Genomic DNA, 21,403 nt, shown 5'->3' with positions numbered 1-21,403 from the left:
ACAGGCACCCGACACAACAAAAAAACGCCGGGCAGTGCCCGGCGTTTTTTATTCCCGCAATGTTCAGCCGCGCTTACGCTGCGGCAGCACATCCTTGAGCTTGGCATGCATGCTGCGCAGGGTTTTCTCGGTCGCCGACCAGTCGATGCAGGCGTCCGTGATCGACACGCCATACTGCAACTCGTCCAGGTTTTTCGGAATGGACTGACAGCCCCAGTTCAGGTGGCTTTCGACCATCAGGCCGATGATCGACTGGTTGCCTTCGAGAATCTGGTTGGCGACGTTCTCCATCACCAGCGGTTGCAGGGCTGGGTCCTTGTTGGAGTTGGCATGGCTGCAGTCGACCATGATGTTGGCCTTGATCTTGGCCTTGGCCAGGTCCTGTTCGCACAGGGCGACGCTGACCGAGTCGTAGTTCGGCTTGCCATTGCCACCGCGCAGTACCACGTGGCCGTATGGGTTGCCCTTGGTGGTGACGATCGACACGCCGCCTTCCTGGTTGATGCCCAGGAAGCGGTGCGGCTTGGACACCGACTGCAGGGCATTGATGGCAACGGTCAGGCCGCCGTCGGTGCCGTTCTTGAAACCCACCGCCGAGGACAGGCCCGAGGCCATCTCGCGGTGTGTTTGCGATTCGGTGGTGCGGGCACCGATGGCCGACCAGCTGATCAGGTCTTGCAGGTACTGCGGGGAAATCGGGTCGAGCGCTTCGGTGGCAGTCGGCAAGCCCATTTCGGCCAGGTCCAGCAGCAGCTTGCGGCCGATGTGCAGGCCGTCCTGGATCTTGAACGAGTCATCCAGGTACGGATCGTTGATCAGGCCTTTCCAGCCGACGGTGGTGCGCGGCTTTTCGAAGTACACGCGCATGACCAGGTACAGCGTATCGGACACTTCTTCGGCCAGCACTTTCAGGCGCTCGGCGTATTCGTGGGCTGCCTTGATGTCGTGGATGGAGCAAGGGCCGACCACGACGAACAGGCGATGGTCCTTGCCGTCGAGAATATTGCGCACCACTTCACGGCCGGCAGTCACGGTCTGCAGGGCCTTGGCGCTGAGGGGGATTTCCTTCTTGAGCTGATCAGGGGTGATCAGGGTCTCGTTGGAGGCAACGTTCAAGTCATCGATCGGTAAATCAGCCATCGTGTTACTCGTCAGGTCACGGGTGCCGGCCGCCAACTATCCCCGTGCGGCCCAGCAGCAAGAATAATCGCAGCGGGGAGCCGAACCTTAGCGCGTTACAGATGGCACGACAATGGGCTGAACCCAGTCATTGTGGGGTTTTTACCTGAGCGAGGGGGTTGCGCGCGAATGGACTGCCCAGCGCTACGTAACCTGTGTAAAAAGAGTGCTGACCCTTTACCTGGAGATTGGCATGCATTCGCACCCCCCTCGCATCGGCATCATCGGCAGTGGCGCCATCGGCGGCTTTTATGGGTTGATGCTGGCCCGGGCCGGTTTCGATGTGCATTTTCTGTTGCGCAGCGAGTACCAGGCCGTTTGTGAACGCGGGCTGAGCCTGGACAGTGCCGTGCATGGCGCACTGCACATGCGGGTGCAGGCTTACGTCAGCGCCGCCGACATGCCGCCCTGTGACTGGCTTCTGATCGGGGCCAAGGCCACCAGCAACGAGCAGTTGGCACCGTTGATCGTCCAGGCTGCTGCGCCCGGCGCCAAGGTGGTGCTGTTGCAGAACGGCCTGGGTGTCGAGGAGCAGTTGCGTCCGACCTTGCGCAGCGACATGCACCTGCTCGGCGGTCTGTGCTTCATCTGCGTCAACCGCCAGGCGCCAGGTGTAATCCGCCACCAGGCGCTGGGGGCGGTCAACCTGGGGTATCACAGCGGGCCGGCCACCGATTGCGGTGTCGCGCTGGTGAATGAAGGCGCCGGGTTGTTCCGGGCTGCGGGGATCGACTCGCAGGCCATGCCGAACCTGGCCTTGGCGCGTTGGCAGAAGCTGGTGTGGAACGTGCCTTACAACGGGCTGTCGGTGCTGCTGGGGGCCAGCACTTCGCCACTGATGGCCGACAGCAATAGCCGCGAGCTGATACAGGCCTTGATGGCCGAGGTGGTGCAGGGGGCGGCAGCCTGTGGCCATGTACTGCCCGAGGGCTATGCCGAGCACTTGTTCCAGGTGACCGAGCGCATGCCCGACTACTGGCCGAGCATGTATCACGACCATGTCCACAAACGCCCGTTGGAGCTGGGGGCCATTTACGCCGAGCCGCTGGCACGCGCACGGGCGGCAGGCTGCAGCATGCCGCGCATTGAAATGCTGTACCAAGCGCTGAGTTTCATCGACAGCAGCGACCGGCCGGCCTGAGGGTGGCCGAGGCTTCGGCGGGGCCCTCCAGCCCACGGCGGCAGCGCGCCGGACGGCAAAGCGAGCGTCCGGCGCGCTGCTAAGCTGAAGCTTGCTCTGCCGCTGCGGCAGTCGAGGAGGTCGAATGATCCGCTCCATGCTGTACGCCACCGACCTCGGTGTCTACGCCCCTTTCGTGATGCAACACGCGCTGGCCCTGGCGCGCACGTTCGGTGCCGAGTTGTATGTGATCCACGCGGTCGAGCCGATGGGCCAGTTCGCCGAATCCCTCCTGCAAAGCTACCTCGATGAGCAGACGCTCGATCAATTGCACAGCCAGGGGGTGAATACAGTGATGGCGAACATAGAGCAGCGTGTGCTGGAAAACTTTCGCGACGAGTTGGGCGAAGAGGCTGACCTGGCAGTGATCAAGGCCGTGCGTGTGCGTCAGGGCGACCCGGCGCAGGTGATTCTCGACCAGGCTCAGCGGCTAAGCGTCGACCTGCTGATATTCGGTAGCCACAGTGCCGGTGCCGGGGTGGACGTACCGCTGGGGCGCACGGCGGTGCGGCTGCTGCAGCTGTCGCCGGTGCCGGTGTACATGGTGCCCTTGGCGCAGCATCTGGGGCGTAGGAAAACGTGAAGATAGGTGCAGTCCATTTCCGTGGGCATGTAACAAAATAGTTCTAGATTTATTTCCAGAACCACTAATATAGTTATATATCGTCGCTGCCTGCTGCCGCGGACTCATCGCTGAACCGAGGGAAACCTATGAAGCTTCAACAACTGCGCTACATCTGGGAAGTGGCGCACCATGACCTCAACGTCTCCGCGACGGCGCAGAGCCTGTATACCTCCCAGCCAGGTATCAGCAAGCAGATCCGCCTGCTCGAAGACGAATTGGGTGTTGAAGTCTTTGCCCGCAGCGGCAAGCATCTGACCCGCGTGACCCCGGCCGGTGAGCGCATCATCAATACCGCAGGCGAAATCCTGCGCAAGGTCGAGAGCATCAAGCAGATTGCCCAAGAGTTCTCCAACGAGAAGAAGGGCACGCTGTCCATCGCCACCACCCACACCCAGGCGCGCTACGCGTTGCCGCCGGTTATCAGCAGCTTTATCAAGCAGTATCCGGAGGTGTCCCTGCACATGCATCAGGGTTCGCCCATGCAGATTGCCGAGATGGCTGCGGACGGTACGGTCGATTTCGCCATCGCCACCGAGGCGCTGGAGCTGTTCGGCGATCTGATCATGATGCCGTGCTACAAGTGGAACCGTTGCGTTGTGGTGCCGCAGGGGCACCCGCTGGCCAAGCTGCCGAAACTGACCCTGGAAGCCGTCGCCGAGTACCCGATCGTCACCTACGTGTTCGGTTTCACCGGGCGCTCAAAGCTGGATGAGGCTTTCAATCACCGTGGCCTCACGCCAAAGGTGGTCTTCACCGCGGCTGACGCCGACGTGATCAAGACGTATGTGCGCCTGGGGCTGGGCGTGGGTATCGTTGCCGGCATGGCTGTGGACGCCAAGCTCGACAGTGACTTGGTGGCGCTGGATGCCAGTGAGCTGTTCGAAGCCAGCATCACCAAGATCGGCTTCCGTCGGGGTACCTTCCTGCGCGGCTTCATGTGCGACTTCATTGAGAAGTTTGCCCCGCACCTGACCCGTGAAGTGATGGCCAAGGCCATTCAGTGCCATAACAAGCAAGAGCTGGAAGCGTTGTTCGAAGGTGTCGAGCTGCCGGTTCACTGATTCGGGAGTGATGGGGCCGCTGTGGGAGCGGGCGGCTTTGGTCGCGATCACCGGCAAAGGCGGTGCCATGCACCGCGTCGCCTGCTTCGCGGGTAAACCCGCTCCTACAGACCGCCCGGGCTATCTCAAGCCTTGCTGATCAGGTTGCCCGCATGCAACCCGCATTCCTTCTGCGTCGACTCTTCCCACCACCAGCGCCCTTCACGCTCATGCTGGTTTGGCAGCACCGGGCGGGTGCATGGCTCGCAGCCAATGCTGATGAAGCCACGCTCGTGCAGGCTGTTGTACGGCAGCTCGAGCATGCGGATATAACCCCATACTTCTTCACTGCTCATCTGCGCCAGCGGGTTGAACTTGTACAGCGTGCGCTCAGGCGTGGAAAAGGCGCTGTCGATTTCCAGTGCTGCCACCTGGCTGCGGGTGCCCGGGCTTTGGTCGCGGCGCTGGCCGGTGGCCCAGGCGCTGACGGTGGCCAGCTTGCGTCGCAGCGGCTCGATCTTGCGAATGCCGCAGCACTCGCCATGGCCGTCCTTGTAGAAGCTGAACAGGCCCTTTTCCTTGACGAACGGGTCGAGCTTGGCGCGGTCCGGGCTGAGGATTTCGATCGGCAGGTTGTACTTTTCGCGTACCTGGTCGATGAACCGGTAGGTCTCCGGGTGCAGGCGCCCAGTGTCGAGGCTGAATACCTTTACCTGCTTGTTCAGCTTCCAGGCCATGTCGACCAGCACCACATCCTCGGCGCCGCTGAAGGAGATCCACAGGTCATCACCGAAGTGCTCGAAGGCAAGCTTGAGGATGTCCTGCGGGGACTTGTTGGCATAGGTCGCGGCCAGGGCGGCGACGTCGAAGGGTTGGCTCATCAGGCGGTTTCCATCTTGGCTGTGGCGCTGTGCGCTCGTAGTAGGGGGATGGTAACAAAAAAAACGTGGTCTAGATGGGCTCACAAGCCCTGCAGGGTCTGCATCAGCACCCGCACTTTGGCGATCGACTCTTCATACTCGGCCTGCCACTGCGAGTCGGCTACCACCGCGCCGCCGCCCCAGCAACTGACCTGTCCATCTTTGATCAGCAAGCTGCGAATGGCGATCGAACTGTCCATTTCGCCGCGTATATCCACATACAGCAGCGAGCCGCAGTACAGCGCGCGGCGCGCGGGTTCCAGTTCGTCGATGATCTGCATGGCGCGGATTTTCGGGGCGCCGGTAATCGAGCCGCCAGGGAAGCTGTCGCCGATCAGGTCCAGCGCATCTTTGTCGCTGGCCAGCTGGCCGGTGATGCTGCTGACCAGATGGTGCACGTTGGGGTAGCTCTCCAGGCTGAACAGTTCCGGTACCTTCACTGAGCCGATCTCACACGTGCGCCCCAGGTCGTTGCGCAGCAGGTCGACGATCATCAGGTTTTCCGAGCGGTCCTTCGGGCTGTGCAGCAGCTCTTGGGCATTACGCTGGTCTTCAGCCGGGTCGCTGGCGCGTGGGCGGGTGCCCTTGATCGGCCGGGTTTCCACCTGGCCCTGGCTGACGCGGATGAAGCGCTCGGGCGAAAAGCTCAGCAGGGTACTGCCGTCGGCCAGTTGCTGGTAGCCGGAGAAGGGTGTCGGGCAGGCCTGGCGCAGGGCCTGGTAGGCTCGCCATGGATCGCCTTGGCAGGGCGCGCGAAAGCGTTGGGTGAGGTTGATCTGGTAGCAGTCACCTGCCTGGATGTAGCGTTGTACCTGGTCGAACGCTGTTTTGTACTGCTCGGGCTCCAGGTCACCGACCATCGGTGCGAGCAGCCGGAAGTCGCCGATGGTGGTGGTGGTGTCCTGGAACAGCCTGATCAGGCGTTGGCGTTCGTCGTCTGCCAGGCTCGGGTGGAACACCAGCTGGCTGGTGCCGAGCAGATGATCGCTGACCAGTGCCCAGGCATACAGGCCCAGTTGTGCGTCTGGCAGGCCGAGGTCGTCCACGGCCAGGCTTGGCAGGTGTTCCAGGCGGCGGCCGAAGTCGTAGCTCAGGTAGCCGATCAGGCCCCCGGCAAAGGGCAGTTCTACACCGTTGGGCAAGTCGGCGTGGCCCAGTTGTGCCAGGCCAGCGCGCAGGCGCTGGAGGAAGACGCGGCCATCTTCATCGGGCTGCGCCTGCAGTTGTTGCAGCGGCCAGGCGCTGAGCAGGTCGAAACGCCCGCGTTCGGCGCCGGGGCGGGCGCTGTCGAGCAGGATCGCACCGGGGGCCCGGCGCAGGTGGGCGAAATAGGCGGCAGGGTCGGGTTGGTAGGGCAGGGGGTGTAGCGTGCAGGTCGGCATCAGTATGGACGGCGATGTAAAAGCGAGGAGGGCGATTGTAGACCTGTGCAGGAAAAGCGCCTAGCGCTGGGTACGACATTCAACATTGTGTTTGGCCCATACGCAGCACAAGGCAGTTCCTGCAGGTTGAGCGAAGCGCATGATTCAACTGCAGTGCTTGCAAGAGCAACCTTGTGCTGCGAATGGGCTGCAAAGCAGCCCCTGTATTTCAGCGGTTGGGCACATGCCCGAACAGACTCTGTGCTACCCGTACCCGCTGCTCGGCGTCTTCGGTCACACCCTCCTTGGCCAGTGCTTCGATGTGCGCCTCGATGGCATGGGTGCGCTGAGTCAGGCCGCAATCGTTGGCAATCTGGATGTTCAGCCCCGGGCGGGCGTTGAGCTCCAGAATCAGCGGGCCCTTGTCCTGGTCAAGCACCATGTCCACGCCGATATAGCCCAGGCCGCACAGTTCATAGCAGCCAGCGGCCAGCTTCATGAAGCCGTCCCAGTTCGGCAGTTGCACGCCGTCCACCGCGTTGGTGGTGTCAGGGTGCTTGCTGATGATGTTGTTCAGCCAGGTACCGCGCAGGGTCACGCCGGTGGCCAGGTCGACACCCACACCGATGGCGCCCTGGTGCAGGTTGGCCTTGCCGCCGGACTGGCGAGTCGGCAGGCGCAGCATGGCCATCACCGGGTAACCCATGAGCACGATGATGCGGATGTCCGGTACGCCTTCGTAACTGATGCTCTTGAATATCTGGTCCGGGGTCACGCGGTACTCGATCAGCGCGCGGTCGCGGTGCCCGCCGAGGGAGTACAGCCCGGTGAGGATGCTGGAAATCTGGTGCTCGATTTCCTCGTGGCTGATGATCTTGCCCGACACTGTGCGGTAGCGGTCCTCGAAGCGGTCGGCGATTACCAGGATGCCGTCACCGCCGGCGCCTTGCGCCGGCTTGATGACGAAATCGCTGCGACCGCCGATGATCTGGTCGAGCTTATCGATCTCTTTTTCGGTCTCGATGATGCCGTACATTTCCGGCACATGGATGCCGGCCGCCAGTGCGCGCTCCTTGGTGATGATCTTGTCGTCGACGATCGGGTACAGGCTGCGCTTGTTGTACTTCAGCACATAGTCCGCGTTACGTCGGTTGATCCCCATGATGCCCCGGGCCTCCAGGGCTTTCCACGTCTTGATCAGGCCAAACATCAGGAGTCAGCCTTTTTCAGGAAGGCTTTGAAGCGCACGAGTTCGGTCAGGCGGTAGCCGCGATAACGGCCCATCGCCAGCATGAAGCCCACCAGGATCAGCAGCACCGCCGGGAAGGTGAACACGAAGTACACCAGCTCCGGCACCATCATCAGCAGGTGTGCCAGGGAGGCGGCGAACAGGGTGCCGATGGCCACTTTCATGGCATGGCCGCCACCACGCTCCTCCCAGGTGATCGACAGGCGTTCGATGGTCATGGTCAGGATCACCATCGGGAACAGCGCTACAGACAGCCCGCGTTCAAGGCCCAGCTTGTGGCTGAACAGGCTGATGGCGGCAATCAGCACCACGACGAAGGTCAATACCACCGACAGGCGTGGCAGCATCTGCAGCTTGAGGTGTTCCAGATACGAGCGCAGCGACAGGCCCAGGGCCGTGATCACCGTGAACAGCACAATACCGAAGCCCAGCTGGGTTTCGCGGAACGCCAGGGCGATCAGCACCGGGGTGAATGTGCCCAGGGTCTGGATGCCGATCAGGTTGCGCAGCACCAGGATCACCAATACGCCGATCGGGATCATGACCATGATCATGAAGGTTTGCTGGGTTTGCAGCGGCAGACCGTACAGCGAGTATTCGAGGAAGTCGGCGTCGGTGTTCTCGTCGGTCAGCTTGGCCAGGCGGATGGCGTTCATCTCGCTGTTGTTCATGCTGAAGGTGACAGTGGCCTTCTTGCCGCCATCGACGGTGATCAGGTTATCGTCACCGGTCCACCACAGCAGGCGGTCGCTCGGCAGGCCTTGCTCACCGGTGTCCGGGTTGAAGTACAGCCAGTCGTCACCGTTGAAGCTGCGCAGCCACAGCTCCGGGGTTTGCGGGGTGTCGGCCAGCAGGCGGATGGTGTGCACCTTTTCCATCGGTACGTGGGCGATCGACAGCAGCAGGTCGATGACCTGGGCCTTCTTCATCGCCGAAGTGTCGCCAGCCAGCAGCAGCTTGACGTTGTCGTCGTTGAGGTTGTTGACCCGCTTGATGGTTTCGCTGACAAAGGTCTCGACGTCGGCCGAGTGCTGACGTATAGGGGCCATCAGGGCTTCAGCGGCGATCTTCTCTGGGCCCTCGACGGCCAGGCTGTCACGGAAGGTCGGGCCTTTGATCTTGGTCTTCTCGTTGCTGTAGCGCTTGGTCAGTACCAGGCGGTAGTAGAGGGTCTGGTTGCCACTGGCGCGACGTGCCGACCAGGTAACCTTGCGGTTGCCGTCGGCGCGGTTGATGCTGACCCCGTAGTTGTTGGAGATGAAGCTCTCGTTGAGGCTGACGTAGTCGCGGTTCAGCGGAGGCACGAACATCTGCACCTTGACCGGGTCCTTGCTGCTGGCCACGAACTCGACCTTGGCGTCGATGTTCCACAGGTCGTCGGTTTCATCCTCGGTCACCGGGATGCCGAGCACGAAGATCTGATAAGCCGTGACCGCCACGCCCAATAGCACCAGCACGGTGATCAGGACTTTCAGATGGAGGGTGAGAGAGCGCATCGGGATTACTCTGCTTTGGGAGCGTCGGTGGCACAGGCAGGTTTGCCGGCCGCATATTTAAGGCTTGGGTCAACCAGTGCGTCGAAGTGCTTGAGCGCCTCGGAACCGATCAGCAGCGGGAACTGGAAGGCGCTGCGGTCGGTGAGGTTGACTTCGATGGTGCGCCTGGTCTGGCCCATGCAGATTTCGAGTTCGATGACCGGGCGGGCCGTGTAGGCCTTGCCTGATTCGGCATCATAGTCGCCGGCCCGGCGCTTGATCTTGCTGACGCGTGCCAGTGGGCGTTCGATCGGGTGCGAATGGGCCGCATCGATGGCGAGGTAGAAGCGTACCCAGCTTTCGCCATTGCGCTTGAACCGCTTGATGTCGCGGGCGCTGAGCGAGGCGGTCTTGGCACCGGTGTCGAGCTTGGCGGCCACTTCCAGGTCCAGGTCGCCCAGATGTGCGTATTCGTTGAGACCATACACGGTCTTGCCCGCAGCCTGGCCAAGGGCCGGCAGCAGGGTGAGGCATAGCAGCAATAAAACGGGTGTAAGTCTCATATTCCTGGCGCGGTGCATTGCAAGGTTCTAGGCAAGGTTCAGGTCAAGGTGACTGGCAATTACTGCGCAAGCTTCCTCGTTGATCTGTCAACAGGCACGAATGCATGACAGACAGGCTATCCATACCCCATCGGAGGCGCGGCATTCTATCACGCCGACGTCTTGACGCCAGCGGTGCGCGATCTGACAGCGTTGTAGTGGTGATAGTTCGCGATTAGACGATTGTCGACAATGTTCATTTTGTCTTTGACTTGAAAGGCTCGTTTCGATAGTTTCTGGCGAAGAGATTTAAAAGGTGTCGACAATATGCAGGACCTTTCCACCCCCGGCCCGGTGCTGACAGACGAAACGGAAACCCTCTCCGAAAACGTCTTCCGACGCATCCAGGCGGCCATTGTCAAGGGTGATATCGCCCCCGGCAGCAAGATTTCCGAGCCGGAGTTGGCGCGCACCTATGGCATCAGCCGCGGGCCGCTACGTGAAGCTATCCACCGCCTTGAAGGCCAGCGCCTGCTGGTGCGCGTGCCGCATGTGGGCGCGCGGGTGGTATCGCTCAACCACGCCGAACTGATCGAGCTGTACGAAATTCGCGAGTCGCTGGAAGGCATGGCCTGCCGCCTGGCCGCCGAACGCATGAGCCAGGCCGACATCGACGAACTGCGCCGGGTGCTCGACACCCATGAGCGCGATGCCGCGTTCCAGGCCGGCCTGGGGTACTACCAGCAGGAAGGTGACTACGACTTCCATTACCGGATTATTCAGGGTAGCGGCAACCAGACCCTGGTCAAGATGCTCTGCGGCGAGCTGTACCAACTGGTGCGCATGTACCGTATCCAGTTCTCTGCCACCCCCAACCGGCCACGCCAGGCCTTTGCCGAGCACCATCGCATTCTTGATGCCATCGCCGACCGTGACGGCGAACTGGCCGAACTCCTGATGCGCCGCCACATCGGCGCGTCCAAGCGCAATATCGAGCGTCACTACCTGGACGCCCACAACAACAGCACACGAGGTGAGAAATGACAGTCAAGAGCACCCCCGGTCAGCGTTTCCGTGACGCCGTTGCCGCTGAACACCCGCTGCAGGTAGTTGGCGCCATCAACGCCAACCATGCCCTGCTGGCCAAGCGTGCCGGCTTCAAGGCCATCTACCTGTCAGGTGGCGGCGTGGCCGCTGGCTCCCTGGGCCTGCCAGACCTGGGCATCACTGGCCTGGACGACGTGCTCACCGACGTGCGTCGTATCACCGACGTGTGCGACCTGCCGCTGCTGGTGGATGTCGACACCGGCTTCGGCGCTTCGGCCTTCAACGTTGCCCGTACCGTGCGCTCGATGAGCAAGTTCGGCGCTGCCGCTATCCATATCGAGGACCAGGTTGGCGCCAAGCGTTGTGGCCACCGTCCCAACAAGGAAATTGTCAGCCAGCAGGAAATGGTCGACCGTATCAAAGCTGCCGTCGACGCCCGCAGCGATGACAGCTTCGTGATCATGGCGCGTACCGATGCGCTGGCCGTCGAAGGCCTGAACGCCGCCCTGGACCGTGCCGAGGCGTGTGTCGAAGCGGGCGCCGACATGATCTTCCCGGAAGCCATCACCGAACTGCAGATGTACAAGACTTTCGCTGATCGGGTGAAGGCACCGATCCTGGCCAACATCACCGAGTTCGGTGCCACGCCGCTGTACACAACCGAAGAGCTGGCCTCGGTCGACGTGTCGTTGGTGCTGTACCCGCTGTCGGCGTTCCGCGCCATGAACAAGGCGGCCGAGAACGTGTATGCCGCACTGCGTCGTGACGGCACGCAAAAGAACGTGATCGACACCATGCAGACTCGCATGGAGCTTTACGATGCCATTGGTTATCACGCCTTCGAGCAGAGCCTCGATGCACTGTTTGCCCAGAAGAAGGGCTAAGCGCTAGCGCCCGAATTAGCCAGAAAGCATCCATAACAAATTCAAGAAAGGAGAAACACCATGGCCGAAGCAAAAGTACTCAGTGGCGCAGGCCTGCGTGGCCAGGTGGCCGGCCAGACTGCACTGTCGACCGTGGGCCAGGCCGGTGCCGGGCTGACCTACCGTGGTTATGATGTGCGTGACCTGGCGGCCGGTGCCGAGTTCGAAGAAGTCGCCTACCTGCTGCTGTACGGCGAGCTGCCAACCCAGGCCGAACTGGCCGACTACAAGCGCAAGCTCAAGGGCCTGCGTGACCTGCCGCAAGCCTTGAAGGAAGTGCTTGAGCGCATCCCGCGCGATGCCCACCCGATGGACGTCATGCGCACCGGTTGCTCGGTACTGGGCACCCTCGAACCAGAACTGACCTTCGAAGCCCAGCGCGACAAGACCGACCGTCTGCTGGCGCTGTTCCCGGCCGTGATGTGCTACTGGTACCGCTTCACCCACCATGGTGTACGCATCGACTGCACCACTGATGAAGACACCTTGGGTGGCCACTTCCTGCACCTGCTGCACGGCAAGAAGCCGAGCGAGCTGCACGTCAAGGTCATGAACGTGTCGCTGATTCTCTACGCTGAACACGAATTCAACGCCTCGACCTTCACTGCCCGCGTCTGCGCCTCGACCCTGTCTGACCTGTACTCCTGCGTTACCGCAGCCATCGGCTCGCTGCGTGGCCCGCTGCACGGCGGTGCCAACGAGGCTGCGATGGAACTGATCGAACGCTTCCAGAGCCCGCAGGAAGCCACCGCCGAGCTGCTGCGCATGCTCGAGCGCAAAGACAAGATCATGGGCTTTGGCCATGCCATCTACAAAGAGTCCGACCCGCGCAACGAGGTGATCAAGGGCTGGTCGAAGCAGCTGGCTGACGAAGTGGGTGACAAGGTGCTGTACCCGGTGTCCGAAGCCATCGACAAGACCATGTGGGAGCAGAAGCGCCTGTTCCCCAACGCCGACTTCTACCATGCCTCGGCGTACCACTTCATGGGCATTCCGACCAAGCTGTTCACCCCGATCTTCGTCTGCTCGCGGCTGACCGGCTGGGCGGCGCACGTCTTCGAGCAGCGCGCCAACAACCGCATCATCCGCCCGAGCGCCGAGTATGTCGGCGTCGAACAGCGCCAGTTCGTGCCGATCGAGCAGCGCTGAATAGCTATAGAGAGGCAACCCGTTCCCCTTGTGGGAGCGGGTGTGCCCCCGAATGCGCCGGCCTTGCAACCACTGTGCACCTGCTGACGCATTCGCGGGCACGCCCGCTCCCACAGGTACGGTGAAACCTTCCGAACCCTGTGACCGAGCCTGATTCCATGATGAACACTGCATACCGCAAGCACCTGCCAGGCACCGACCTGGACTACTTCGATGCCCGCGCGGCGGTCGAGGCGATCAAGCCCGGCGCCTACGACGGCTTGCCATACACGTCCCGCGTGCTCGCCGAGAACCTGGTGCGCCGCTGCGATCCTGCTACGCTCGATGCCTCGCTGAGCCAACTGATCGAGCGCAAGCGCGACCTCGACTTCCCGTGGTTCCCGGCCCGCGTGGTGTGCCATGACATCCTTGGCCAGACTGCGCTGGTCGACCTTGCCGGCCTGCGTGACGCCATTGCCGACAAAGGCGGTGACCCGGCCCAGGTCAACCCGGTGGTGCCGGTGCAACTGATCGTCGACCACTCGCTGGCCGTCGAGTGCGGTGGTTTCGACCCGCAGGCCTTCGAAAAGAACCGCGCCATCGAAGACCGCCGCAACGAAGACCGCTTCCACTTCATCAACTGGACCAAGAAGGCGTTCAAGAACGTCGACGTGATCCAGCCGGGCAACGGCATCATGCACCAGATCAACCTGGAGAAGATGTCGCCGGTGGTCCACAGCGACCGCGGTGTCGCCTACCCGGACACCTGCGTCGGCACCGACAGCCACACGCCGCATGTCGATGCACTGGGTGTGATCGCCATCGGCGTAGGCGGCCTGGAAGCCGAAAACGTGATGCTCGGCCGCGCCTCCTGGATGCGCCTGCCGGAAATCGTCGGCGTCGAGCTGACTGGCAAACTGGCCCCGAACATCACCGCCACCGACCTGGTACTGGCCTTGACCGAATTCCTGCGCAAGCAGAAAGTGGTCGGCGCTTACCTGGAGTTTCATGGCGAGGGTGCCCGTGCCCTGACCTTGGGCGACCGCGCCACCATTTCCAACATGGCCCCGGAATACGGCGCCACGGCGGCGATGTTCGCCATCGACCAGCAGACCATCGACTACCTGCGCCTGACCGGCCGTGAAGAGCAGCAGGTCAAACTGGTGGAGACCTACGCCAAGGCCACCGGCCTGTGGGCTGACAGCCTGGGCGGCGCCGTCTACGAGCGCACCCTGAGCTTCGACCTGTCGAGCGTGGTACGCAACATGGCCGGCCCGTCCAACCCGCATGCCCGCGTCGCCACCAGCGACCTGGCGGCCAAAGGCATCGCCGGCAGCTGGGAAGAAGTGCCGGGGCAGATGCCGGACGGCGCGGTGATCATCGCTGCCATCACCAGTTGCACCAACACCAGCAACCCACGCAACGTGATTGCCGCAGGCCTGATTGCGCGCAATGCCAACAAGCTGGGCCTGACCCGCAAACCGTGGGTCAAGTCGTCGTTGGCACCCGGCTCCAAGGCGGTGCAGCTGTACCTGGAGGAGGCAGGGCTGGAGAAGGAGCTGGAGCAGCTTGGCTTTGGCATCGTCGCCTTCGCCTGCACCACCTGCAACGGTATGTCCGGCGCCCTGGACCCGGTGATCCAGCAAGAAATCATCGACCGCGACCTGTACGCCACTGCCGTGTTGTCGGGTAACCGCAACTTCGACGGGCGTATCCACCCGTACGCCAAGCAGGCCTTCCTGGCTTCGCCACCGCTGGTGGTCGCCTACGCCATAGCCGGTACCATCCGCTTCGACATCGAGAAGGATGTACTGGGGGTGGTCGACGGCAAGGAAATCCGCCTCAAGGACATCTGGCCCAGCGACGAAGAGATCGATGCGGTGGTGCGTGCTGCGGTCAAGCCGGAGCAGTTCCGCAAGGTCTACATCCCGATGTTCGCCATCGAGGAAGACCGCGGGCCGAAAGTTGCGCCGCTGTATGATTGGCGCCCGATGAGCACCTACATCCGCCGCCCTCCCTACTGGGAAGGGGCCCTGGCCGGCGAGCGCACCCTGCGCGGCATGCGCCCGCTGGCGGTGCTGCCGGACAACATCACCACCGACCACCTGTCGCCGTCCAACGCGATCATGCTCGACAGCGCCGCCGGTGAATACCTGGCGAAAATGGGCCTGCCGGAAGAAGACTTCAACTCCTACGCTACCCACCGTGGCGACCACCTGACCGCCCAGCGCGCCACCTTCGCCAACCCCAAACTGTTCAACGAAATGGTGCGCAACGACGATGGCAGCGTGAAGCAGGGCTCGCTGGCGCGTATCGAGCCGGAAGGCAAGGTTACCCGCATGTGGGAGGCGATCGAGACCTACATGCAGCGCAAGCAGCCGCTGATCATCGTTGCGGGTGCCGACTACGGCCAGGGTTCGTCGCGCGACTGGGCGGCCAAGGGCGTGCGCCTGGCGGGTGTCGAGGCGATCGTGGCCGAAGGCTTCGAGCGTATTCACCGCACCAACCTGGTAGGCATGGGCGTGCTGCCGCTGGAGTTCAAGCCGGGCACCGACCGCAAGACCCTGGGCCTGGATGGCAGCGAAACCTATGACGTGCTGGGTGCGCGTACGCCACGGGCGACCCTGACCCTGGTGGTTACCCGTGCCAATGGCGAGCGCCTGGAGGTACCGGTGACCTGCCGCCTGGACACCGCCGAGGAAGTGTCGATCTACGAAGCGGGCGGGGTGCTGCAGCGCTTTGCCCAGGACTTCCTCGAAGCGACCGCCTGAGCATGAATCGGGGGCCGCAAAGCGGCCCCAGGGTATTTCACCGGACTATCAGGATGCCCAAGAAAATGGCACATGTACCCCAGATCAAAATCCCCGCCACGTACATCCGCGGCGGCACCAGCAAAGGCGTGTTCTTCCGCCTGCAAGACCTGCCCGAGCAGGCGCAAATTCCAGGCCCCGCTCGCGACGCACTGCTGCTGCGGGTAATCGGCAGCCCCGACCCTTACGGCAAGCAGATCGACGGCATGGGCGGCGCCACGTCCAGTACCAGCAAGACCGTCATCCTGTCGCAAAGCATCAAGCCCGAACACGATGTCGACTACCTGTTTGGCCAGGTCAGCATCGACAAGGCCTTCGTCGACTGGAGTGGCAACTGCGGCAACCTGTCCGCTGCGGTCGGTTCGTTTGCCATCAGCAGTGGGCTGGTCGACCCGGCGCGTATTCCGCGCAACGGTATCGCCACCGTGCGTATCTGGCAGGCAAATATCGGCAAGACCATCATCGCCCACGTCCCGATCACTGAAGGTGAAGTGCAGGAAACCGGCGACTTCGAGCTGGACGGGGTCACCTTCCCGGCGGCCGAGGTGCAGCTGGAGTTTCTTGACCCTGCAGCCGATGAAGACGGCGGTGGCGGTGCCATGTTCCCCACTGGCAAGCTGGTCGATGACCTGGAAGTGCCGGGGATCGGTACGTTCAAGGCGACCATGATCAATGCCGGTATCCCGACCATTTTTGTCAATGCTGCCGATATCGGCTACACCGGTACCGAACTGCAGGACGCCATCAACGGCGATCCGCAGGCGCTGCTGCGCTTCGAGACCATTCGCGCCTACGGCGCTGTGCGCATGGGGCTTATCGACAACGTCGATCAGGCTGCCGGGCGTCAGCACACGCCGAAAGTGGCGTTCGTCGCGCCGCCGAGCACCTACACTGCGTCCAGTGGCAAGGCGGTGCAGGCGGGCGACATCGATCTGCTGGTGCGGGCGTTGTCGATGGGTAAGCTGCACCATGCCATGATGGGAACGGCGGCGGTGGCAATCGGCACCGCAGCGGCCATTCCGGGTACGCTGGTCAACCTTGCTGCTGGTGGGGGTGAGCGCAGTGCCGTACGGTTCGGCCACCCCTCGGGCACCTTGCGGGTTGGGGCCCAGGCGCGCCAGGTGGAGGGTGAGTGGACGGTAACCAAGGCAATCATGAGCCGTAGTGCTCGCGTGCTGATGGAGGGCTGGGTTCGCGTGCCTGGCGATAGCTTCTAACGCACCACTGGCGCTCGGCTTTAGTTCGTTGGGGCCGCTGTGCGGCCCTTCGCGGGCTTGCCCGCTCCCACAGGGTAACCACTGGTTCTGAATGCTGTGGTCAATCTGTGGGAGCGGGCAAGCCCGCGAAGGGCTGCACAGCAACCCCGGCAATTCTGAAGGGAGCTGGATATGAGCGCCAACGTAGACCTCAATGACCGCCCGGACTACGACCGGGTGCTACAAACCCTGGCCGATTACGCCATCGGCTACCGGGTCGAATCCCTCGAGGCCCTGGACACCGCGCGCAACTGCCTGATGGACACCCTCGGTTGCGGCCTTCTCGCCTTGCGCTTCCCTGAGTGCACCAAGCTCCTTGGTCCTCAGGTGGAAGGCACGCTGGTCCCGAATGGTGCTCGCGTCCCCGGCACCTCCTATCGCCTCGACCCGGTCAAGGCTGCCTGGGACATTGGCTGCACGGTGCGCTGGCTGGACTACAACGACACCTGGCTGGCCGCCGAATGGGCTCATCCCTCGGACAACCTTGGCGGCATCCTGGCAGTGGCTGACCACCTGTCACAGAAACGGGTTGCCGCGGGTGAACAGCCACTGCTGATGCGTGATGTGCTGGAGGCCATGGTCATGGCGCATGAGATCCAGGGCGTGCTGGCGCTGGAAAACGCCTTCAACCGCGTCGGCCTCGATCACGTGATTCTGGTGAAGGTCGCCTCGACCGCCGTGTGTGCCAGGCTGATGGGGGCCAATCGTGAGCAGATGCTCTCGGCCTTGTCCCACGCCTTCGTCGACGGCCAGGCCCTTCGAACCTATCGCCACGCGCCCAACGCCGGTTCGCGCAAGTCCTGGGCTGCGGGTGATGCCTCCAGCCGAGGTGTGCGCCTGGCCGACATCGCCTTGCGCGGGGAGATGGGCGTACCGGGCGTGCTCACGGCGACGCAGTGGGGGTTCTACGATGTTTCGTTCAGCCACACCAACAAAGACCTGGCGCTCAAGCCCGCCGGGCAGTACGAGCTGCGCCTGCCCCAGGCGTTGGGCAGCTATGTGATGGAAAACGTGCTGTTCAAGGTCAGTTTCCCTGCCGAGTTCCACGCCCAGACCGCCTGTGAGGCAGCAGTGATTCTGCATCCACTTGTGCGTAACCGCCTGCATGAAGTCGACCGCATCGTCATCACCACCCAGGAGTCGGCGATCCGCATCATTTCCAAGAGCGGCCCGCTGGCCAATGCCGCCGACCGTGACCACTGTCTGCAGTACATGGTGGCCGTGCCGCTGATCTTTGGCCATTTGGTGGCCGAGCATTATGAGGACGCCTTCCATGCCAACCACCCCAGTATCGACCGCCTGCGCGAGAAGATGGAGGTGGTGGAAGACCCGCGCTTCAGTCGCGAGTACCTGGAGCCGGACAAGCGTTCGATCGCCAACGCGCTGCAGGTGTTCTTCAAGGATGGCAGCAGCACCGAGCAAGTGGTGGTGGAATACCCGATCGGGCATCGTCGGCGGCGGGGAGAGGGGATACCGTTGCTGGAGGCCAAGTTCAGGGCCAACCTGGCGACCCGCTTTGCCCGGCAGCGGTGCCAGCAGGTTTTCGAACTGTGCAAGGACCAGCAGAAGCTGGAAGGCACGGCTGTGCACAGGTTCGTGGACTTGTTTGTGATATGAGGTGGCCTGTGCCGGCCGCTTCGCGGCTAAAGCCGCTCCTACAAGGGCATGCGCAGGTCTCGAACACCGTGGGGGCCCTGTAAGAGCGGCTTTAGCCGCGAAGCGGCCGGCACAGGCCAAAACAACAAAGCCCCGGCATCGCTGCCGGGGCTTTGTTTACAACGTGTAACTCAGCTTACGCCTGAACCACCGGGATCTTGGCGTTGGCTGCCGCTTCGCGGAACTCGGCGATCTGGTCGAAGCTCAGGTAGCGGTAAACGTCGGCAGCCATGCTGTCGATGTCTTTCGCGTACTGCATGTACTCTTCGACGGTCGGCAGTTTGCCGATGATCGAAGCGACAGCGGCCAGCTCGGCCGATGCCAGGTACACGTTGGTTGCGTCGCCCAGACGGTTCGGGAAGTTACGGGTCGAGGTGGAGACCACGGTCGAACCGGTCTGCACACGAGCCTGGTTGCCCATGCACAGCGAGCAGCCTGGCATTTCCATGCGTGCACCGGCCTTGCCGTAGATGCCGTAGTAGCCTTCTTCGGTCAGCTGGTGAGCGTCCATCTTGGTTGGCGGAGCCAGCCACAGACGGGTCGGAATGCCACCCTTGACCTTCTCCAGCAGCTTGCCGGCAGCGCGGAAGTGACCGATGTTGGTCATGCACGAACCGATGAACACTTCGTCGATCTTCTCGCCTTGTACCGAGGACAGCAGACGGGCATCGTCTGGGTCGTTCGGCGCGCAGAGCACAGGCTCTTTGACGTCGGCCAGGTCGATTTCGATGATTTCGGCGTATTCGGCATCGGCGTCGGCCGACAGCAGTTCAGGCTTGGCCAGCCAGGCTTCCATGGCCTGGGCGCGGCGCTCCAGGGTGCGGGCATCGCCGTAGCCTTCGCCGATCATCCAGCGCAGCAGGGTGATGTTGGACTGCAGGTACTCGGCGATGGCCTTTTCCGGCAGCTTGATGGTGCAACCGGCAGCGGAACGCTCGGCCGAGGCGTCGGACAGCTCAAAGGCTTGCTCGACGGTCAGTTCGTCCAGGCCTTCGATTTCCAGGATGCGGCCGGAGAAGGCGTTTTTCTTGCCTTTCTTCTCGACGGTCAGCAGGCCCTTCTGGATGGCGTAGTAAGGGATGGCATGAACCAGGTCACGCAGGGTGATGCCTGGCTGCAGTTTGCCCTTGAAGCGCACCAGGATCGATTCTGGCATGTCCAGTGGCATGACGCCGGTGGCGGCAGCGAAGGCCACCAGGCCGGAACCGGCCGGGAACGAGATGCCGATCGGGAAGCGGGTGTGCGAGTCGCCGCCGGTACCTACGGTGTCAGGCATCAGCATGCGGTTCAGCCAGCTGTGGATGATGCCGTCGCCTGGGCGCAGCGACACGCCGCCACGGGTGCGGATGAAGTCTGGCAGGGTGTGGTGGGTGGTGACGTCGATCGGCTTCGGATAGGCCGCGGTGTGGCAGAACGACTGCATGACCAGGTCAGCAGAGAAGCCCAGGCATGCCAGGTCTTTCAGCTCGTCGCGCGTCATCGGGCCCGTGGTGTCCTGGGAGCCGACGGTGGTCATTTTTGGCTCGCAGTAGGCGCCTGGGCGCACGCCCTGGCCTTCTGGCAGGCCACAGGCACGGCCGACCATTTTCTGCGCCAGGGTGAAGCCCTTGCCGGAATCGGCAGGCTGCTCTGGTTTCTTGAACAGGTCGGAAGCACCCAGGCCTAGCTCGGCGCGGGCTTTTTCGGTCAGGCCGCGGCCGACGATCAGCGGGATACGGCCGCCAGCGCGGACTTCATCCAGCAGCACTTCGGTTTTCAGCTCGAAGGTGGTGACCAGCTCGTCGCTGTCGTGACGGCGTACTTCACCTTTGTATGGGTAAACGTCGATGACGTCGCCCATGCCCAGGTTGGTGCAGTCGAATTCGATCGGCAGGGCGCCGGCGTCTTCCATGGTGTTGTAGAAGATCGGGGCGATCTTGGTGCCGAAGCAGAAGCCACCGGCACGCTTGTTCGGCACGTACGGGATGTCGTCGCCGAAGAACCACAGTACCGAGTTGGTAGCGGATTTACGCGAGGAACCGGTACCGACCACGTCGCCGACATAGGCAACCGGGAAGCCCTTGGCCTTGACGGCTTCGATCTGGGCCAGCGGGCCGACCGAACCAGGCTGCTGCGGCTCGATGCCGTCGCGGGCCATTTTCAGCATGGCCAGGGCGTGCAGCGGAATGTCAGGGCGCGACCAGGCGTCCGGGGCAGGCGACAGGTCGTCGGTGTTGGTTTCGCCAGGCACCTTGAACACGGTCAGGGTGTACTTCTCGGCGATGGCCGGGCGCGAGGTGAACCACTCGCCGGCAGCCCAGGATTCCAGGACGGCCTTGGCGTGCTTGTTGCCGGCCTTGGCTTTTTCGGCCACGTCGTGGAAGGCATCGAACATCAGCAGGGTGTGCTTGAGCTGTTCGGCCGCGACGGCGCCCAGTTCGGCGTCATCCAGCAGTGCGACCAGCGTTTCGATGTTGTAGCCGCCCTGCATGGTGCCCAGCAGTTCGGTGGCGTGCTTGCGGTCGATCAGTGGCGACTTGGTTTCGCCCTTGGCAACGGCGGAGAGGAAAGCGGCCTTGACGTAGGCAGCTTCGTCGACCCCTGGCGGTACGCGGTTGGTGATCAGGTCTACGAGGAAGGCTTCTTCGCCGGCCGGCGGGTTTTTCAGCAGCTCGACCAGGCCTGCAGTTTGTTCGGCGTTCAGCGGCTGGGGAACGATACCCAGGGCGGCGCGCTCTTCGATGTGTTTGCGGTAGGCTTCAAGCACAGTTATTTCCCTCATCAGTGGTCCCTAAAGGGGGTCCGGGACGCTTATCCAGCATTCAATGCACCCATGCGCTGCCGCGGCTTTGTGGGCCGCCCAACCAGGGTCGCAAGGAATCCTTACAGAAGCTGCTTTCAAAGTTTTACGCCTGCAGAACGGGGACTGATGAGGGCTGGCGCGGGCATGCGAGGGATGCATGGCCCGGGCCAACGCCGTTCTACCGGATCAACTGTGCTCGTGACGCTTTGAAAACAGCTTCCAACGGACAT

16 protein-coding genes are annotated in these 21,403 nt (G+C 62.6%); 9 read left to right on the top strand and 7 right to left on the bottom strand.

Annotated elements, in window-relative coordinates; genetic code table 11:
• Positions 1–63 precede the first annotated feature (63 nt).
• The gene (locus ACK59Z_RS09530; protein WP_003250292.1) at positions 64–1,140 is read right to left on the bottom strand and encodes a 3-deoxy-7-phosphoheptulonate synthase; all 1,077 of its coding nucleotides are present in this window, start codon (positions 1,138–1,140) and stop codon (positions 64–66) included.
• 232 nt (positions 1,141–1,372) lie between these two features.
• On the opposite strand from ACK59Z_RS09530, the gene ACK59Z_RS09525 reads away from it, so the two are divergent.
• The 3 genes from ACK59Z_RS09525 to cysB all read left to right on the top strand — a co-directional run bounded on the left by ACK59Z_RS09525 (position 1,373) and on the right by cysB (position 4,045).
• Positions 1,373–2,320, top strand: coding sequence for a putative 2-dehydropantoate 2-reductase (locus ACK59Z_RS09525; protein ID WP_108191165.1), 948 nt, complete (start codon positions 1,373–1,375; stop codon positions 2,318–2,320).
• A gap of 124 nt (positions 2,321–2,444) precedes the next feature.
• A complete protein-coding gene (locus tag ACK59Z_RS09520; protein WP_003250295.1) occupies positions 2,445–2,942 on the top strand; it encodes a universal stress protein in 498 nt (165 codons plus the stop codon).
• Between the two features lie 128 nt (positions 2,943–3,070).
• Entirely contained in the window at positions 3,071–4,045 is a 975-nt protein-coding gene (cysB, locus tag ACK59Z_RS09515; RefSeq protein WP_003250297.1) for an HTH-type transcriptional regulator CysB, read from the top strand.
• A gap of 125 nt (positions 4,046–4,170) precedes the next feature.
• Here the strand turns inward: cysB and ACK59Z_RS09510 are convergent, their stop codons facing one another.
• The 5 genes from ACK59Z_RS09510 to ACK59Z_RS09490 all read right to left on the bottom strand — a co-directional run bounded on the left by ACK59Z_RS09510 (position 4,171) and on the right by ACK59Z_RS09490 (position 9,592).
• A complete protein-coding gene (locus ACK59Z_RS09510) occupies positions 4,171–4,905 on the bottom strand; it encodes a phosphoadenylyl-sulfate reductase (protein WP_108191164.1) in 735 nt (244 codons plus the stop codon).
• A gap of 80 nt (positions 4,906–4,985) precedes the next feature.
• Positions 4,986–6,326: an aminodeoxychorismate synthase component I gene (gene pabB / locus ACK59Z_RS09505; protein WP_108191163.1), complete on the bottom strand. Its 1,341-nt coding sequence runs from the start codon at positions 6,324–6,326 to the stop codon at positions 4,986–4,988.
• Positions 6,327–6,534: 208 nt separating this feature from the next.
• The gene (locus ACK59Z_RS09500; protein WP_409292881.1) at positions 6,535–7,515 is read right to left on the bottom strand and encodes an alpha-L-glutamate ligase-like protein; all 981 of its coding nucleotides are present in this window, start codon (positions 7,513–7,515) and stop codon (positions 6,535–6,537) included.
• Complete coding sequence (locus tag ACK59Z_RS09495; protein WP_003250305.1) at positions 7,515–9,050, bottom strand: inactive transglutaminase family protein; 1,536 nt, start codon at positions 9,048–9,050, stop codon at positions 7,515–7,517. Before ACK59Z_RS09495 ends, ACK59Z_RS09500 begins: the two co-directional genes overlap by 1 nt.
• Positions 9,051–9,055: 5 nt before the next feature.
• Complete coding sequence (locus ACK59Z_RS09490; RefSeq protein WP_010953297.1) at positions 9,056–9,592, bottom strand: ATP-dependent zinc protease; 537 nt, start codon at positions 9,590–9,592, stop codon at positions 9,056–9,058.
• A 306-nt stretch (positions 9,593–9,898) separates the two neighbouring features.
• On the opposite strand from ACK59Z_RS09490, the gene ACK59Z_RS09485 reads away from it, so the two are divergent.
• From ACK59Z_RS09485 to prpD, 6 genes are all read left to right on the top strand, one after another.
• Positions 9,899–10,615: a GntR family transcriptional regulator gene (locus ACK59Z_RS09485; RefSeq protein ID WP_003250308.1), complete on the top strand. Its 717-nt coding sequence runs from the start codon at positions 9,899–9,901 to the stop codon at positions 10,613–10,615.
• A complete protein-coding gene (gene prpB, locus ACK59Z_RS09480; RefSeq protein ID WP_003250310.1) occupies positions 10,612–11,502 on the top strand; it encodes a methylisocitrate lyase in 891 nt (296 codons plus the stop codon). The genes ACK59Z_RS09485 and prpB overlap by 4 nt, the downstream gene beginning before the upstream one ends.
• A 60-nt stretch (positions 11,503–11,562) precedes the next feature.
• Positions 11,563–12,690, top strand: coding sequence for a 2-methylcitrate synthase (gene prpC, locus ACK59Z_RS09475; RefSeq protein ID WP_003250313.1), 1,128 nt, complete (start codon positions 11,563–11,565; stop codon positions 12,688–12,690).
• A 161-nt stretch (positions 12,691–12,851) separates the two neighbouring features.
• Positions 12,852–15,440, top strand: a complete 2,589-nt coding sequence (gene acnD / locus ACK59Z_RS09470; RefSeq protein WP_019752043.1) for a Fe/S-dependent 2-methylisocitrate dehydratase AcnD — start codon at positions 12,852–12,854, stop codon at positions 15,438–15,440.
• Between the two features lie 65 nt (positions 15,441–15,505).
• Positions 15,506–16,696 (top strand): 2-methylaconitate cis-trans isomerase PrpF, encoded by a 1,191-nt coding sequence (prpF, locus tag ACK59Z_RS09465; protein WP_108079072.1) that lies wholly within the window; start codon positions 15,506–15,508, stop codon positions 16,694–16,696.
• 171 nt (positions 16,697–16,867) lie between these two features.
• Positions 16,868–18,352, top strand: a complete 1,485-nt coding sequence (prpD, locus tag ACK59Z_RS09460) for a 2-methylcitrate dehydratase (RefSeq protein WP_003250321.1) — start codon at positions 16,868–16,870, stop codon at positions 18,350–18,352.
• A 175-nt stretch (positions 18,353–18,527) separates the two neighbouring features.
• On the opposite strand, the gene acnB is transcribed toward prpD, so the two are convergent.
• Entirely contained in the window at positions 18,528–21,137 is a 2,610-nt protein-coding gene (gene acnB, locus ACK59Z_RS09455) for a bifunctional aconitate hydratase 2/2-methylisocitrate dehydratase (protein ID WP_014861831.1), read from the bottom strand.
• Positions 21,138–21,403: the final 266 nt, after the last annotated feature.

This window comes from Pseudomonas sp. KCJK9058, assembly GCF_046230975.1.
Taxonomy (GTDB): domain Bacteria; phylum Pseudomonadota; class Gammaproteobacteria; order Pseudomonadales; family Pseudomonadaceae; genus Aquipseudomonas; species Aquipseudomonas alloputida.
The sequence above is the reverse complement of the archived record's forward strand: the minus strand, read 5'-3'. Positions and strand labels throughout refer to the sequence as shown.

Coding starts and splice junctions, on each gene's coding strand:
- ACK59Z_RS09490 (WP_010953297.1), bottom strand. CDS start 9,592: ATGAGACTTACACCCGTTTTATTGCTGCTATGCCTCACCCTGCTGCCG.
- ACK59Z_RS09500 (WP_409292881.1), bottom strand. CDS start 7,515: ATGTTTGGCCTGATCAAGACGTGGAAAGCCCTGGAGGCCCGGGGCATC.
- acnD (WP_019752043.1), top strand. CDS start 12,852: ATGAACACTGCATACCGCAAGCACCTGCCAGGCACCGACCTGGACTAC.
- ACK59Z_RS09530 (WP_003250292.1), bottom strand. CDS start 1,140: ATGGCTGATTTACCGATCGATGACTTGAACGTTGCCTCCAACGAGACC.
- cysB (WP_003250297.1), top strand. CDS start 3,071: ATGAAGCTTCAACAACTGCGCTACATCTGGGAAGTGGCGCACCATGAC.
- prpC (WP_003250313.1), top strand. CDS start 11,563: ATGGCCGAAGCAAAAGTACTCAGTGGCGCAGGCCTGCGTGGCCAGGTG.
- pabB (WP_108191163.1), bottom strand. CDS start 6,326: ATGCCGACCTGCACGCTACACCCCCTGCCCTACCAACCCGACCCTGCC.
- ACK59Z_RS09495 (WP_003250305.1), bottom strand. CDS start 9,050: ATGCGCTCTCTCACCCTCCATCTGAAAGTCCTGATCACCGTGCTGGTG.
- ACK59Z_RS09485 (WP_003250308.1), top strand. CDS start 9,899: ATGCAGGACCTTTCCACCCCCGGCCCGGTGCTGACAGACGAAACGGAA.
- ACK59Z_RS09510 (WP_108191164.1), bottom strand. CDS start 4,905: ATGAGCCAACCCTTCGACGTCGCCGCCCTGGCCGCGACCTATGCCAAC.
- ACK59Z_RS09520 (WP_003250295.1), top strand. CDS start 2,445: ATGATCCGCTCCATGCTGTACGCCACCGACCTCGGTGTCTACGCCCCT.
- prpF (WP_108079072.1), top strand. CDS start 15,506: ATGGCACATGTACCCCAGATCAAAATCCCCGCCACGTACATCCGCGGC.
- prpB (WP_003250310.1), top strand. CDS start 10,612: ATGACAGTCAAGAGCACCCCCGGTCAGCGTTTCCGTGACGCCGTTGCC.
- prpD (WP_003250321.1), top strand. CDS start 16,868: ATGAGCGCCAACGTAGACCTCAATGACCGCCCGGACTACGACCGGGTG.
- ACK59Z_RS09525 (WP_108191165.1), top strand. CDS start 1,373: ATGCATTCGCACCCCCCTCGCATCGGCATCATCGGCAGTGGCGCCATC.